General features: G+C 69.4%; 15 protein-coding genes. 14 read left to right on the plus strand and 1 reads right to left on the minus strand.

All coding sequences use genetic code 11. The features are described 5' to 3' along the window. Positions 1 to 5 precede the first annotated feature (5 nt). Both EV648_RS24675 and pyrF read left to right on the plus strand, forming a co-directional pair. Positions 6 to 1,064 (plus strand): quinone-dependent dihydroorotate dehydrogenase, encoded by a 1,059-nt coding sequence (locus EV648_RS24675; RefSeq protein WP_132296251.1) that lies wholly within the window; start codon positions 6 to 8, stop codon positions 1,062 to 1,064. Positions 1,065 to 1,108: 44 nt separating this feature from the next. After that, positions 1,109 to 1,945, plus strand: a complete 837-nt coding sequence (gene pyrF, locus EV648_RS24680) for an orotidine-5'-phosphate decarboxylase (protein WP_132296254.1) — start codon at positions 1,109 to 1,111, stop codon at positions 1,943 to 1,945. On the opposite strand, the gene EV648_RS24685 is transcribed toward pyrF, so the two are convergent. Then, positions 1,939 to 2,793 (minus strand): LysR family transcriptional regulator, encoded by an 855-nt coding sequence (locus EV648_RS24685; protein WP_132296257.1) that lies wholly within the window; start codon positions 2,791 to 2,793, stop codon positions 1,939 to 1,941. The genes pyrF and EV648_RS24685 overlap by 7 nt on opposite strands. 68 nt (positions 2,794 to 2,861) lie before the next feature. On the opposite strand from EV648_RS24685, the gene EV648_RS24690 reads away from it, so the two are divergent. The 12 genes from EV648_RS24690 (at position 2,862) to EV648_RS24745 (ending at position 13,994) form a co-directional block, all read left to right on the plus strand. Then, complete coding sequence (locus EV648_RS24690; RefSeq protein WP_199234795.1) at positions 2,862 to 3,776, plus strand: DMT family transporter; 915 nt, start codon at positions 2,862 to 2,864, stop codon at positions 3,774 to 3,776. A 139-nt stretch (positions 3,777 to 3,915) separates the two neighbouring features. Then, positions 3,916 to 4,284, plus strand: a complete 369-nt coding sequence (locus EV648_RS24695; protein ID WP_132296260.1) for a hypothetical protein — start codon at positions 3,916 to 3,918, stop codon at positions 4,282 to 4,284. 214 nt (positions 4,285 to 4,498) lie between these two features. After that, entirely contained in the window at positions 4,499 to 4,870 is a 372-nt protein-coding gene (locus tag EV648_RS24700) for a hypothetical protein (RefSeq protein ID WP_132188724.1), read from the plus strand. A gap of 59 nt (positions 4,871 to 4,929) precedes the next feature. After that, positions 4,930 to 5,244 carry an integration host factor, actinobacterial type gene (gene mihF / locus EV648_RS24705; RefSeq protein ID WP_132188723.1) on the plus strand — a complete coding sequence of 105 codons (315 nt, stop codon included), beginning with the start codon at positions 4,930 to 4,932 and terminating at the stop codon, positions 5,242 to 5,244. A gap of 50 nt (positions 5,245 to 5,294) precedes the next feature. Then, entirely contained in the window at positions 5,295 to 5,906 is a 612-nt protein-coding gene (gene gmk, locus EV648_RS24710) for a guanylate kinase (RefSeq protein ID WP_132296757.1), read from the plus strand. A gap of 2 nt (positions 5,907 to 5,908) precedes the next feature. Beyond that, positions 5,909 to 6,217, plus strand: coding sequence for a DNA-directed RNA polymerase subunit omega (gene rpoZ / locus EV648_RS24715; protein WP_132296263.1), 309 nt, complete (start codon positions 5,909 to 5,911; stop codon positions 6,215 to 6,217). A 27-nt stretch (positions 6,218 to 6,244) separates the two neighbouring features. Continuing rightward, on the plus strand, positions 6,245 to 7,492 hold the full coding sequence (gene coaBC / locus EV648_RS24720; RefSeq protein ID WP_132296266.1) for a bifunctional phosphopantothenoylcysteine decarboxylase/phosphopantothenate--cysteine ligase CoaBC: 1,248 nt from the start codon (positions 6,245 to 6,247) through the stop codon (positions 7,490 to 7,492). 54 nt (positions 7,493 to 7,546) lie between these two features. Next, positions 7,547 to 8,215: a GntR family transcriptional regulator gene (locus EV648_RS24725; protein ID WP_132296269.1), complete on the plus strand. Its 669-nt coding sequence runs from the start codon at positions 7,547 to 7,549 to the stop codon at positions 8,213 to 8,215. After that, positions 8,216 to 9,223, plus strand: coding sequence for a 1-aminocyclopropane-1-carboxylate deaminase (locus EV648_RS24730; protein WP_132296272.1), 1,008 nt, complete (start codon positions 8,216 to 8,218; stop codon positions 9,221 to 9,223). Positions 9,224 to 9,286: 63 nt separating this feature from the next. Next, positions 9,287 to 10,420 (plus strand): winged helix DNA-binding domain-containing protein, encoded by a 1,134-nt coding sequence (locus EV648_RS24735; protein ID WP_132296275.1) that lies wholly within the window; start codon positions 9,287 to 9,289, stop codon positions 10,418 to 10,420. 223 nt (positions 10,421 to 10,643) lie between these two features. Beyond that, the gene (gene metK / locus EV648_RS24740) at positions 10,644 to 11,837 is read left to right on the plus strand and encodes a methionine adenosyltransferase (RefSeq protein ID WP_132296278.1); all 1,194 of its coding nucleotides are present in this window, start codon (positions 10,644 to 10,646) and stop codon (positions 11,835 to 11,837) included. Between the two features lie 117 nt (positions 11,838 to 11,954). Then, positions 11,955 to 13,994 carry a primosomal protein N' gene (locus EV648_RS24745; RefSeq protein WP_132296281.1) on the plus strand — a complete coding sequence of 680 codons (2,040 nt, stop codon included), beginning with the start codon at positions 11,955 to 11,957 and terminating at the stop codon, positions 13,992 to 13,994. Position 13,995 lies beyond the last annotated feature (1 nt).

Raw genomic sequence — 13,995 nt, forward strand, 5'->3', positions numbered from 1 at the left:
GCGGCGTGTACCGGAAGGTGATCAGGCCGGTCCTGTACCGCCTTGGCAAGGGAGATGCCGAGGTCGCGCACGAGCAGACCTTGCACGGGCTGCGCCGGCTGAGCCGCGTTCCGGGCGTGGTGAGCGCTCTCTCGCGTTCCTACGGTTCTCTGCCTGCCGGGCTCGAGCGGACGGTCTTCGGTGTCCGTTTCCCGAGCCCGGTCGGGCTGGCCGCCGGCATGGACAAGAACGGTGTCGCCCTGCCGGCCTGGCGGGCCCTCGGGTTCGGGTTCGTCGAGGTCGGCACGGTGACGGCTCACGCTCAGCCGGGCAACGAGAAGCCGCGGTTGTTCCGGTTGGTCGAGAGCGAGGCCGTGATCAACCGGATGGGCTTCAACAACCTCGGCTCGGCGGCGCTGGCCGACCGGCTGGCGCAGTACGGCGATCTCGGGTACCCGCTCGGGGTCAGCATCGGGAAGTCGAAGGTGACGCCGCTCGAGGACGCGGTGGAGGACTACGTCACGTCGCTGCGGCGGCTGTACCGCTTCGGCGACTACTTCGCGGTCAACGTGAGCTCGCCGAACACGCCGGGATTGCGCTCTCTGCAGGACTCCGGGCACCTCCGGGAACTGATCACGGCCCTGCACGACGAGGCTGAGTCGCTGAGTTCCGGTGGTCGCGGGCCGAAGCCGATCCTGGTGAAGATCGCGCCCGACCTGACCGAGCAGGCGATCGACGAACTGCTCGGTGTCTGCACGGACGTCGGCGTGGCCGGGATCATCGCGACCAACACCACCATCGGCCGGGGCGGGCTCGCGCCGGCCGACGAGCGGCTGGCGGGGGAGGCCGGCGGTCTGTCCGGTCGTCCGCTGACCGAGATCTCCGCCAAGACCGTGGCCCACATCAACGCCGAGACCGGGGGAGCGCTGCCGATCATCGGCGTCGGCGGCATCCTCGATCCGTCCGACGCGGCCCGCCTGCTCGACGCCGGCGCCAGCCTCGTCCAGATCTACACCGGCCTGATCTACCGCGGACCGGGCCTGATCCGCCGGACCAACCGCCACCTGGCCGGCCAGAGCCGATGACTTCTTTGAGCTTGAGGACTTCGATGAGAGAGCGAGAACGCCCCATGAGCAGCCAGCCCTTCGGAACCCGGCTCCGGGCCGCGATGACCGAGCGCGGCCCCCTCTGCGTCGGGATCGACCCGCACGCGCACCTGCTGGAGGCGTGGGGCCTGCCGGACGACCCCGACGGCCTCGCCTCGTTCACGTACGGCGTGGTCGACGCACTCGCCGAACAGGTCGCCGTGTTCAAGCCGCAGTCAGCGTTCTTCGAGCGCTTCGGGTCGGCCGGCATCGCAGTACTGGAGCAGGCGACGATCCGCCTGCGCGAGGCCGGTGCGTTGGTGATCATCGACGCCAAACGGGGTGACATCGGCTCGACCATGTCCGGTTACGCATCGGCCTACCTGTCCGAGAAGGCGCCGCTCGCGTGCGACGCGCTGACGGTCAGCCCGTACCTCGGGTTCGGCTCGCTCCAGCCCGCGATCGACGAGGCCCGCGAGGCCGGCGCCGGTCTGTTCGTGCTGGCGCTGACCTCGAACCCGGAAGGCCCGCAGTTCCAGTCCGCCCGTACTGCGGCCGGGCCGACCGTGGCCGGGGCGGTTCTCGACGGGCTGCGCGAGCTGAACGCCGAGGCGGACGACCTGGGCTCCTTCGGTGCCGTGGTGGGCGCCACGATCCAGCCGACCGATGAGAACCTCGACATCCGTGGCCCGCTGCTCGCCCCCGGCCTCGGTGCCCAGGGAGCCACGCCCGCAAGCCTGTCGAAGGTCTTCGGCACCGCGGTCCGCAACGTCGTACCGTCAAGCTCCCGCGAGATCCTCGGCGCCGGCCCCGACCCGGTGGCCCTCCGAGACGCCGCTGCCCGCTCCAACGACGCCTTCCGGACGGTCCTCGGCTACTGATCGTTGTAGAGCTCTGTGAGCAGAGCTACGGCTGCCTGGGTGGCGGGGTGTGGGTCGTGGCGGCGCCACGCCAGGTGGACCTCGACCAGGGGAGCGTCGCGGACGGGGCGGTAGACGATGCCGTCCCGCCGGTACTGCGTGACGGTGGCTTGCGGGGTCAGGCCGACGTACCGGCCGGTGGCGATCGCGGCCAGCCAGTCGTCGATGTCCTGGGTGTACTCCAGTTGCGGCCGCGAGCCTTCCGGCCAGAGGTCGGTCGTGGTCGTCCCGGTCCGGCGATCCACCAGCAGGGTGCGTTTCCGTAGCTCGTCCATGGTGATCGAGCGACGCCGCTTCCAGGGGTCGTCCGCGGCCATCGCGCAGTACCGGCGTTCGTCCGCGATCTTGGCGTGCGCGAACCGCTGGCTGTCGATCGGCGTCCGGACGACAGCCAGATCGCACAGCCCTTCCGCCAGCCCGCCGGTGGTCGTGTTGGTGCGGACCAGATGCAACTCGACGTCCGGGTAGAGCGCGGCCCACCGTCGCTGGAACTCACCCGTGTGCTGCCCCATCGCCGACCACGCATGCCCGATCCGCAACCGCGTATGTCCGGTCGTCGCCTCCCGCACCAGATCGTCTGCCTCGGCCAGCAGATGCCTGGCCCGCGCCAGCACCTGTACGCCGGCTGTGGTCGGGCTGATGGTCCGGCTGGTCCGATGCAGCACACGCACCCCGAGAACCTGCTCGAGACCGAGCAACGTCCGCGACACCGCCGCCTGCGAGATCCCCAGCTCGATCGCGGCGTCGGTGAAGGTGCCCGAGTCCACGATCGCCACCAGGCACCGCAACTGCCGCAGCTCGAGATCCATGACTTCAGCGTATAGATCCCCTCGTCGATGCATTTTGCGGATAGTTGGCACCAGCGCAGCCTCGAACCATGACAACCGCCAGTCATACCCACGAAACGCCGGCAACAGCCGACCCTCAGCCCGCGCTGGGCGTGCTGATGATGTTGGGGAGCGGGCTTTCCAATCAGGTCGGGGCGGCCATGGGAGCCCTCGCGTTCCCGGTGATCGGGCCGGTGGGTGTGGTGGCGGTGCGGCAGTTGGTGGCCGGGCTGTTGCTGGTGGCTGTCGGGCGGCCCCGGTTGCGGGAGTTCACGGCGCGCCAGTGGTGGCCGGTGCTCGGGCTGGCGATGGTGTTCGCGACGATGAACCTGTCGCTGTACACGGCCATCGACCGGATCGGGCTCGGCCTGGCGGTGACATTGGAGTTCGTCGGGCCGCTGACGGTGGCGCTGGTGGGCTCGAGGCGGATGATCGACCTGGTCTGTGCGCTCGCCGCCGGGCCGGCGGTGGTGGTGCTCACCCGTCCGCAGGCGAGCACTGACTATCTGGGTGTCGGGCTGGCGCTGGTGGCGGCGGTCTGTTGGGGCTGCTACATCCTGCTCAACCGCACGTTGGGACAGCGGGTCCCGGGAGCCCAAGGGTCGGCCGCGGCGGCCGCTGTGTCGGCGCTTGCCTACCTCCCGGTCGGAGTCTTCGTGCTGTGGCACCGTCCGCCGACGGTCGCGGCGATCGGATACGCGCTCGCAGCCGGACTGCTGTCGTCGGCTGTTCCGTTCCTGGTGGACCTCCTGGCGCTGCGCACGGTTCCGGCGCAGTTGTTCGGGGTCTTCATGAGTGTGAACCCGGTACTGGCTGCCCTGGTCGGACTGCTGGTGCTCGGTCAGCGGCTCGATCACCTCGACTGGTTCGCCATCACCGTGATCGTCGCGGCGAACGCCGTCGCCGCGGGGACGGCCGGCCGACGCGCCAGATCGGTGCGTGCTGCCGTGGCGAACGGCGGCTGACGCGAGAGGTTACGGGCTGGTTCCAACCAGGTCGTGCGACGTTGTTCACGGTGTGGGGTGCGCGGTGCTGACCCCGGTGTTCGGAAGGGTTGCCGTGACGGGAGGCGAACGGCTTCCCGCGGCAACAGATGGGACTGGAATGCGTAAGGTTGCGGCCCTCGCGGCGGTAGTGACATTGAGCGTCGGCACTTTGACGGCGTGCTCGGGTGGCGACTACTGCAGCGAACTGCAGAACTATGCCGAGGCGGTCAAGAACGCCGACATCAAGGACTCCGAGACCGTCGACAAGATCCGCGCCGAGTCCGGCAAGCTGTCCAAGTCGGCGCCTGACGACCTGAAGGACGACTGGAAGGTCGTGACGGACTTCCTCGACAAGGCGAAGGACGCGAACGGCGACCAGGCCAAGCTGGCCGAGCTGGCCAAGAACGAGGGCCAGAAGATGGGGACCGCCTCCGAGGCGATCGCCAAGCAGGCGAAGGACACCTGCAAGGTCAGCATCGAGAACTGACCCCGCCCGCTCCGGCCCGCGCCCCCGTACCCCGGGCGCGGGCCGGGCCACGTTCGGAGTACAGGTGTCGACTCTCGGGGACAGGTGGGATGAGAGGTGCGGGCTTTCACCGAGCGTGGCGAAAAGGTGGGTTTTCGGTTGGTTTGGTGACGGCCGGTAGCGTCTGCGGCAACACCCCCGAGGACCACTCGAGACCCCCGAGGATGAGGAACAGATGCGCACAGTTGTGATCACCGCGACGATGATCGCCGCGGCCGCCGGGCTGACCGCCTGCACCGAGGAGCAGGCGTACTGTGTCGACCTGGCCGGCTACGCGGCCTCCGCGGTGAACGTGGACCCGCAGAACCCCGCCGACTACGCGAAGATCCTCGAGGACGCGAAGAAGCTCGAGAACAGCGCGCCGGCCGAGGTCAAGGACGACTGGGCCAAGATCGTGACGATCGCTGAGAAGGCCCAGAAGGCCGGTACGGATCGTGTCGAACTGGCTCGGCTGAGCAAGGAGACCGGGCCCGCAATGGCTGCCTACAAGTCGATCGCGACCCATGCGAAGGACTCGTGCAAGGTAGATGTCCCTGAGCTGAACTGAGGCCGTCCTGTCGCGTGTTAGGTTCAGCGGCGAAGCCACAAAACGGGACAGGTGAAACGGTGCCACTTCCTTCTTTGACCCCAGAGCAGCGTGCGGCTGCTCTGGACAAGGCCGCGGCCGCACGGCGTGAGCGTGCGGAGATCAAGAACCGGATCCGGCACTCGGGGGCGTCTCCTACGGAGGTGCTGCACGAGGGGCAGACGAACGACGTGATCGGCAAGATGCGGGTGAGCGCGCTGCTGCAGTGCATCCCCGGGGTCGGCAAGGTCCGGGCCCAGCAGATCATGGAGCGGGCCGGGATCTCCGATTCCCGCCGGGTGCGCGGCCTCGGGACGAACCAGATCGCCGCGCTCGAGCGCGAGTTCGCCGAGTGACGCTGATGTCGACGGATCTGATCACGACGCAGCAGGAAACGGGCCGGAAGATGGATTCGGACACGGGGAACGATGCGGAACGCGGTACCGGCGGGGCCCGGCTGACCGTGCTGGCGGGCCCGACGGCCGTCGGCAAGGGCACCGTCGCCGCCGACATAAGGGAGCGCTTCCCCGACATCTGGATCTCGGTCTCGGCGACCACTCGCAAGGCCCGGCCGAACGAGGTGCACGGGGTGCACTACCTGTTCGTGTCCGACGAGGAGTTCAACCGGATGATCGCCGACGACGAACTGCTCGAGTGGGCGGTCGTGCACAAGGCGGCCCGCTACGGGACGCCGCGGCGGCAGGTGCTGGACAAGCTCGCCGAGGGCCGGCCGGCGTTGCTGGAGATCGACCTCCAGGGCGCGCGGCAGGTGCGCGAGACGATGCCGGAGGCGCAGTTCGTCTTCCTGGCCCCGCCGAGCTGGGACGAACTCGTCCGCCGGCTGGTCGGCCGGGGCACCGAGACGGCCGAGGAGCGGGAGCGCAGACTGCAGACGGCTACGCTGGAACTGGCGGCCGAGAAGGAGTTCGACGTCACGATCGTGAACGCCTCTGTTCGGGAAGCGGCCGATCAGTTGGTAAAGTTGATTCGATCACCCTCCATCTCTGGAAAGAGCTGAACTTGTCTGCCAACCAGCCCGTCGCCATCGGCATCACCTCCCCGCCGATCGACGACCTGCTCACCCACACCGACTCGAAGTACAAGCTGGTGCTCTACTCGGCCAAGCGGGCTCGGCAGATCAACGCCTACTACTCCCAGCTCGGCGAGGGCCTGCTGGAGTACGTCGGACCGCTGGTCGAGACGCACGTCCAGGAGAAGCCTCTGTCGATCGCCATGCGCGAGATCAACGAGGGTGTGCTGACCTGCACGGACATCGACCCCGAGGCCGAGGCGGAAGCTGCCGCCGCCGCTGCGGAGAAGTCCGAGTAATCATCCGTCGATGACGACGCCGGGTTCATGTCTGTGACCGCACAGCAGCGGCCGTCCGTGGTTCTGGGTGTCGGCGGCGGGATCGCGGCCTACAAGGTCTGTGATCTGCTCCGCTGGCTGACCGAGTCCGGGCACAGCGTCCGGGTGGTGCCGACCGCGGCCGCCCTGGAGTTCGTCGGCGCCGCGACCTGGGCCGCGCTGTCGGGTCAACCGGTCACCGCCGACCCGTTCGACGACGTGCAGGAGGTCCCGCACGTCCGGATCGGCAAGGGTGCCGACCTCGTCGTGGTCGCGCCCGCCACCGCGAACCTGATCGCGAAGGCCGCGCACGGCCTGGCCGACGACCTGCTGACGAACACCCTGCTGACCGCGCGCTGCCCGATCCTGTTCGCGGCCGCGATGCACACCGAGATGTGGGAACACCCGGCCACCCAGGCCAACGTGGCGACCCTGCGGTCCCGCGGCATCACCGTGCTCGACCCGGCGGTCGGCCGGCTGACGGGGACCGACACCGGCCGCGGGCGGTTGCCCGAACCGGCCGAGATCTTCGCGATCAGCCAGTTGATGCTCGCCGACGAGACCGCCCGCGCCGCCGGGCAGTCCGTGGCGGATCTGACCGGCAAGCACGTCCTGGTCAGCGCCGGCGGCACCCGCGAGCACCTCGACCCGGTTCGCTACCTGGGCAACTCCTCGTCCGGCAAGCAGGGCTACGCGCTGGCGCGGATCGCCGCCGCCCGTGGCGCCAAGGTCACCCTGGTCGCCGCGAACTCCGAGCTTGCGGACCCCGCGGGAGTCCAGGTCGTTCAGGTCACCAGCACCCGCGATCTGTACGAGGAGATCACCAGCCGCGCAGTGGACTCTGACGCGATCGTGATGGCGGCTGCTCCCGCCGACTTCCGTCCGGCCGATGTCGCGGAGCACAAGATCAAGAAGACCGGCGACGGTACGGTGCCGGCGGTCAATCTGGTGGAGAACCCCGACATCCTCGCCACGATCTCGCACGACCGGCAGCGGTCGGACCAGGTGATCGTCGGGTTCGCCGCCGAGACGGGCGACGCTCAGCGCAGCGTGCTTGAGCTCGGTCGCGCCAAGCTAGAGCGCAAGGGCTGCGACCTGCTGGTGGTGAACGACGTGTCCGGCGGCAAGGTCTTCGGCAGCGACAACAACGAGGCCGTCATCCTCGATCGCGACGGCGGCGCCCTCCCGGTGCCCTCCGGCAGCAAGGACGCCCTGGCCGGGGTCATCTGGAACCTCGTCGCCACCCACTGGCACTGATCCGTTCAAGGCGGTCACTGGACAGATCGCCCTGTCCCGTGTGCAATATATTGCATGCCAGTGCCGCAGAGTCGAGGGCTCGTCTCCAGGACGCTCCTGCGAGAGAACGCCTACCGCGCCATCCGGGACGCGATCGTGGATGGCACTCTCGCGCCGGGGGAGCGCCTCAACGACGTAGACCTGGTCGAGTGGCTGGGAGTCAGTCGTACGCCGGTCCGCGAGGCGCTCACGCGGCTCGAACGGGCCGGTCTGGTGCAGACCAAGCCCGGGCGCTCGACCACCGTCAGCCCGCTCGACGTCCGCGAGATCCGCTCCGCCCAGCTGGTCACCGCCGCGATGCACGAGCTCGCCGTACGCGAGGCGATCCCGAACCTGTCTGCAGCCGAGCTCGACGCCATGCGTGAGGCGAACAAGCGCCTTGCCGATGCCCTGCGCCGCAACGACGTCGACGCCGCGATCGCCGCCGACGACGACTTCCACGGCGTACCGGTCGCCGCCTGCGCTAACCGCGCGATCGAGTCCGTCCTCGAACAGTTCACCCCCGTACTGCGACGCGTCGAGCGGCTGAGGTTCTCGTCGCTCGGCGGCCGCGGCTCGGTCGCCCAGCACGACAGGATCATCGCCCTCTGCGAGGCGGGTGACGTCGAAGGCGCCACCGCCGCGACCCGCGCGAACTGGCAGACCCTCGTGCCCCTGCTCGACAGCTCACTCCAGGAGATCTAGATGCCCATCGACGCTTTCGAGCGCTACCCACTCCTGTTCGGCCCGAGCCCCGTCCATCCGCTGGATCGGCTGACCAAGCACCTTGGCGGTGCGCGGGTCTGGGCCAAGCGCGAGGACTGCAACAGTGGTCTGGCCTTCGGCGGCAACAAGACCCGGAAGCTCGAGTATCTGGTCGCTGATGCGCTGGCCCACGGCGCCGACACGTTGGTGAGCATCGGCGGCGTGCAGTCCAACCACACCCGCCAGGTGGCCGCGGCCGCGGCGAAGGCCGGGCTGAAAGCCGTGCTGGTGCAGGAGAGTTGGGTCGACTGGCCCGACCCGGTCAACGACAAGGTCGGCAACATCCTGCTGTCGCGGATCATGGGCGCCGATGTCCGCCTGGTCCGGGCCGGCTTCGGAATCGGCTTCAAGGAGAGCTGGCAGCAAGCGCTGGAGGACGTCCAGGCCGGCGGCGGTACGCCGTACGCGATCCCGGCCGGGGCGTCCGACCATCCGCTCGGTGGGCTCGGCTTCGCCAACTGGGCCGAGGAGGTCAGGCAGCAGGAGCAGGAGCTCGGCGTGTTCTTCGACACGGTGGTCGTGTGCAGCGTCACCGGCAGCACGCAGGCGGGCATGATCGCCGGTTTCGCGGGCCAGGATCGTCCGCGCCGGCTGCTGGGTATCGATGCCTCGGCCAAGATCGACGAGACCCGCGCGCAGGTGGCGAAGATCGCCCGCAACACCGCGGAACTCATCGGCCTCGGCCGGGATCTCCGGGAGGACGAGATCACCGTGCTCGAAGGCTGGGCCGGCGATCTCTACGGCATCCCGGTGCAGTCGACGCTGGACGCGATCCGGCTCAGTGGCAGCCTCGAGGCGATGATCATCGACCCTGTCTACGAGGGGAAGTCGATGGCCGCGCTGATCGACCTCGTGCGCGACGGCGAGATCCCGAAGGACTCGAACGTGCTCTACGTCCACCTCGGCGGCCAGCCCGCCCTCAACGCCTACAGCGGGCTCTTCCAGTAACGCGCTCTCGTCAGGATTCGAAGCGGTCAGGACCTGACCGCTTCTCGTTCTAGCCTCAGAGACATGAGCGAGCAACTGAAGTGGAAGGCTGTGGTCGCCCGTCGGATGGCCCGGCATCACCTGGCGGTTCCGGCGGCGAGCAGCCCGGCGGACGTAGTACGGGCGATATGTGGGGCGCATGCGCAGGTGTTGTCGGCCGGGGAGGTTTCGGTTGCGCTCAGGCTCGACGGGGCGACGCGGACGGACGTTCAGAAGGCGTTGTGGGAGGACCACAGCCTGGTGAAGACCTTCGGGCCGCGCGGGACCGTGCATCTGCTGCCGGCCGACGATCTGCCGTTGTGGACTGGCGCTCTGTCCGCTTTGCCGAAGGGTCCGGCGGCGCCGGCGTACATGCGACTGACCGACGACCAGCGCGATGAGGTGATCGCTGCGATCGGCGCCGCGCTGGCCGACGATGACCTGACTGTCGACGAACTCTCCGAGCAGGTCGTCGCGCGGACCGGTTCGTGGGCGGGCGATCTGGTGATGCCGGCGTTCCAGGTGTTCTGGCCGCGCTGGCGTCAGGTCATCCCGGACGCGGCCAACGCGGGCATGCTTGCCTACGGCCCCAATCGCGGTCGCAAGGTCACCTACTCGAACCCGCACCGGTTCACACCGTTCCAGCCGATGAACGGGCAGGAAGCGCTCGCTGCGCTCTTGGACCGGTATCTCCGCAGCTACGGCCCGGCGACTCCCGAGCAGTTCGCGAAATGGCTCAGCACCTCGACGGCCTTCGTGCGGAACCTGTTCGACGGCCTGCCGGAGGTCGACCTCGAAGGCAGTCGCGCGTGGCTCGCCGAGGGCGACACCTCGATGACGGACAAGCCGGCCACCGGCGTCCGGCTGCTGCCGTACTTCGACGCGTACGGCGTGGGCAGTCATCCGCGTGATCTGCTCTTCCCGGGCCGGGCATCGAGCCGGGCGCTGGCGGGCGGACAGGCGGGCAACTACCCGCTGCTACTGGTGGACGGAATCGTCGCCGGGGTGTGGCATCAGCGGAAGTCGGGCCGCAAGCTCCACGTCACTGTCGAGCCGCTGAGCACCCTCAGCCCCACCCGTCTGCGCGCGCTCGACGCGGAGGTCGATCGCCTTGGTCACATTTTCGACGCGAGCCCGGTGCTCACGATCGGCCCGGTGGAGACCGGTCCGCACGCCTGACCGAGCGTGAAACTCGCTCCGGGTAGGATCGGCATCACCATCCGCTCACACCGATTTGTCCACTATATGGCGCGCAATCTCACGAAGCGAACGGATCGGGCCGTCGTTCGGGACCTTGGCCGGATCTGCTGGCATACTTCCCAGATACATCGCGTGGGGCGGTGCTGTGACGGGGGAGAGGCTGCCCTGTCATGTGGCGAACGAGGAAACCCGAGGAGAATCCGTGGCACGGCGCCTGTTCACGTCCGAGTCGGTGACTGAGGGTCATCCGGACAAGATCGCTGACCAGATCAGCGACTCCATCCTTGATGCCCTGCTGGCCGAGGACCCCAAGAGCCGCGTCGCGGTGGAGACCCTGGTGACGACCGGCCTGGTCGTCGTCGCCGGCGAGGTCACCACCACCGCGTACGTCGACATCCCCGGCATCGTCCGGGAGCGGATCCTCGAGATCGGCTATGACTCTTCGCTGAAGGGCTTCGACGGCGCTTCCTGTGGAGTCACGGTTGCCATCGGCAGCCAGTCGCCCGACATCGCGCAGGGCGTCGACACGGCGTACGAGACCCGTTCGGACGCGTCGTCCGACGCGCTCGACCTGCAGGGTGCGGGCGACCAGGGCCTGATGTTCGGCTACGCGTCGAACGAGACGCCCGAGCTGATGCCGCTGCCGATCACCATCGCGCACCGGCTGTCCGCGCGGCTGTCCGAGGTCCGCAAGGACGGCACGATGGCCTACCTGCGTCCCGACGGCAAGACCCAGGTCACTGTCGAGTACGAGGGCGACAAGGCGGTTCGGATCCACACCGTCGTGGTGTCGAGCCAGCACGCGGCCGACATCAGCCTCGACTCGATGCTGAGCCCGGACGTGAAGAAGCACGTCGTCGACCCGGTGCTCGAGCAGTTCGACATCGACTCGACCGACTACAAGCTGCTGGTCAACCCGACCGGCCGGTTCGAGATCGGCGGCCCGATGGGCGACGCCGGCGTGACCGGCCGCAAGATCATCATCGACACCTACGGCGGCATGTCCCGCCACGGCGGCGGCGCGTTCTCCGGCAAGGACCCGTCGAAGGTGGACCGCTCGGCGGCGTACGCGATGCGCTGGGTGGCGAAGCACATCGTCGCCGCCGGGCTCGCCTCGCGGGCCGAGTGCCAGGTCGCCTACGCGATCGGCAAGGCGGCGCCGGTCGGCTTCTACGTCGACACCTTCGGCACCGAGACCGTGCCGGTCGACAAGATCAGCGACGCGGTGCTCGAGGTGTTCGACCTGCGTCCGGCCGCGATCATCCGCGACCTCGACCTGCTCCGGCCGATCTACGCCCAGACCGCTCGCAACGGCCACTTCGGCCGCACCGGCGAGGACTTCACCTGGGAGCGGCTCGACCGCGTCGAGGCGCTGAAGGCCGCGATCGCCCAGTAGTTCCCCGCGACCGCCCGCGACCCGACGAGGTCGCGGGCGGTTCGCATGTCCGGACCTGTGCCGCGGTTGTCCCCAGGCCTCCCGGCGGTTGTCGGCCGGCCCGACTAGAGTTCACCGGTGGCACAGAACGGGGACTCACCTGAGCAGTTGACGCTGCTCCGCGAGACCGTTCGCCGTTCCCGCACCAAGGAACCGGCCGGCATCACCTCGACGCTGCCGATCGCCCAGGTCGCGGTGGACATGCCTCTGCCGCATCTCGACCGCCCGTTCGACTATCTGGTGCCCGACGATCTGGCGGACGCGGCGCAGCCCGGCGCGCGGGTCAAGGTGCGCTTCGCAGGTAAGGATCTCGACGGGTTCGTGCTGCGCCGGCTGGAGGCCTCGGACCACGACGGCAAGCTCGCGCGGATCCGCAAAGTGGTGTCACCCGAGCAGGTGCTGACTCCCGAGGTCGCCGATCTCTGCCGGGCCGTCGCCGATCGGTATGCCGGGGTCTTCGCGGACGTGACCCGACTGGCGGTCCCACCCCGGCACGCCAAGGTCGAGGCCGAGCCGCTGAAGTGCTCACAGCCCGTCCGCCCGGTCGTGTCCGCCTCGCGGTCGGAGTGGTCGCCGTACCCGGTGGCCGGTGGGTTCCTCGACGCCCTGACTCGTTCGGAAGCCCCCCGAGCCATCTGGACCGCAGTACCGGGGGCCGACTGGGCGCTCGCGTTCGCGCAGGCAGCGGCGGTTTGTGCGTCCTCGGGCCGTGGTGCGCTGCTGCTCGCGCCCGATGCGCGTGACCTGGAACGTCTGGCCGACGCCTGTACCGCGGTGCTCGGGCCGGACGGATTCGTCTCGCTGTCGGCTGACCTCGGCCCGACCGCGCGGTACCGGGCGTTCCTCGCGGCGTTGAGAGGTTGCACCCGGGTGGTGATCGGCACGCGCGCGGCCGCGTTCGCGCCGGTCGCGGATCTCGGGCTGGTCGCGCTCTGGGACGACGGCGACGACTCGTACGCCGAGCCGCGCGCGCCGTACCCGCACGCGCGCGAGGTGCTGCTGCTGCGGGCGCATCGGCAGAAGTGCGCCGCTCTGCTGGGTGGGTTCGCCCGATCCGCCGAGACGGCCGCGTTGCTGGAATCCGGCTGGGCCGCCGCGCTGATCGCGGATCGCGCGGTGGTCCGGGCGGCCGCTCCAGCCGTGCACATCGCCGGGGAGTCGGACACCGATCTCGCCCGCGATCCCGCTGCCAGGGCCGCGCGACTCCCTCACCGGGCGTTCGAGATCGCGCGCGAGGGTCTTCGCTCGGGCCCGGTGCTCGTCCAGGTGCCGCGAGCCGGGTATCTCCCGAGCCTGGTCTGCCAGACCTGCCGTGCGCCGTCCCGATGTTCTACCTGCGGCGGGACGTTGCGCCGCACCGGTGGTTCCGGGCCGCCGAGTTGCAGCGTGTGCGGCCGGCCGGCGGCGGACCACCGATGCCCGGAGTGCGGCGACACTCGGATGCGCGCCGCCGTCGTCGGAGCCCGCCGTACTGCGGAGGAGTTGGGCCGGGCCTTTCCCGGGGTCCTGGTCCGTAGTTCGGGCGGCGACAACATGCTCGACAAGGTGTCCGACCAGGCGGCCCTCATCGTCACCACGCCCGGCGCGGAACCAGTGGCTGAAGGCGGTTACAGCGCTGCCCTCCTGCTGGACACATGGTTGCTGCTCGCCCGGCCGGATCTGCGCGCCCCGGAAGAGGCGGTACGGCGCTGGTTCAACGCGGCGGCCCTGGTTCGTCCGGCTCGCGACGGTGGTGCCGTGATCATGGTGGGCGAGCCGTCCTCCACGCCGTTGCAGGCGGTGGTGCGGTGGAGCCCCGAGGGATTCGCGGCCCGCGAGCTGGAGGAGCGCCGTACCGCGCGGCTGGCTCCGGCGGCCAAGCTCGCGGAGCTCACCGGGCCGACCGAGGCGGTGTCCGATCTGCTGGCCCGAGTGCGGCAGTTGGTCGATCCTCAAGCAGGGTTGGAGGTTCTCGGCCCGGTGGCGATCGACGACGAGACCTCGCGAGCGGTCGTGCGGACCCCGCGATCAGCCGGTACGAGTCTTGCCCGGGCCCTGAAGGAAGGGCAGGCCGCGCGCAGTACCAAGAAGTTGGTCGGATCCGTGCGGGTCCAGGTCGACCCCGCGTCCTTCGGCTGAT

This window comes from Kribbella sp. VKM Ac-2568 (assembly GCF_004345365.1).
Lineage (GTDB): Bacteria > Actinomycetota > Actinomycetes > Propionibacteriales > Kribbellaceae > Kribbella > Kribbella orskensis.

What these genes read in the sequence shown, in the direction of transcription:
- EV648_RS24695 (WP_132296260.1), top strand. Translation starts at nt 3,916, where the DNA reads ATGCGTAAGGTTGCGGCCCTCGCGGCGGTAGTGACATTGAGCGTCGGC.
- EV648_RS24690 (WP_199234795.1), top strand. Translation starts at nt 2,862, where the DNA reads ATGACAACCGCCAGTCATACCCACGAAACGCCGGCAACAGCCGACCCT.
- EV648_RS24730 (WP_132296272.1), top strand. Translation starts at nt 8,216, where the DNA reads ATGCCCATCGACGCTTTCGAGCGCTACCCACTCCTGTTCGGCCCGAGC.
- EV648_RS24735 (WP_132296275.1), top strand. Translation starts at nt 9,287, where the DNA reads ATGAGCGAGCAACTGAAGTGGAAGGCTGTGGTCGCCCGTCGGATGGCC.
- gmk (WP_132296757.1), top strand. Translation starts at nt 5,295, where the DNA reads ATGGATTCGGACACGGGGAACGATGCGGAACGCGGTACCGGCGGGGCC.
- pyrF (WP_132296254.1), top strand. Translation starts at nt 1,109, where the DNA reads ATGAGCAGCCAGCCCTTCGGAACCCGGCTCCGGGCCGCGATGACCGAG.
- EV648_RS24725 (WP_132296269.1), top strand. Translation starts at nt 7,547, where the DNA reads ATGCCAGTGCCGCAGAGTCGAGGGCTCGTCTCCAGGACGCTCCTGCGA.
- EV648_RS24685 (WP_132296257.1), bottom strand. Translation starts at nt 2,793, where the DNA reads ATGGATCTCGAGCTGCGGCAGTTGCGGTGCCTGGTGGCGATCGTGGAC.
- EV648_RS24700 (WP_132188724.1), top strand. Translation starts at nt 4,499, where the DNA reads ATGCGCACAGTTGTGATCACCGCGACGATGATCGCCGCGGCCGCCGGG.
- coaBC (WP_132296266.1), top strand. Translation starts at nt 6,245, where the DNA reads ATGTCTGTGACCGCACAGCAGCGGCCGTCCGTGGTTCTGGGTGTCGGC.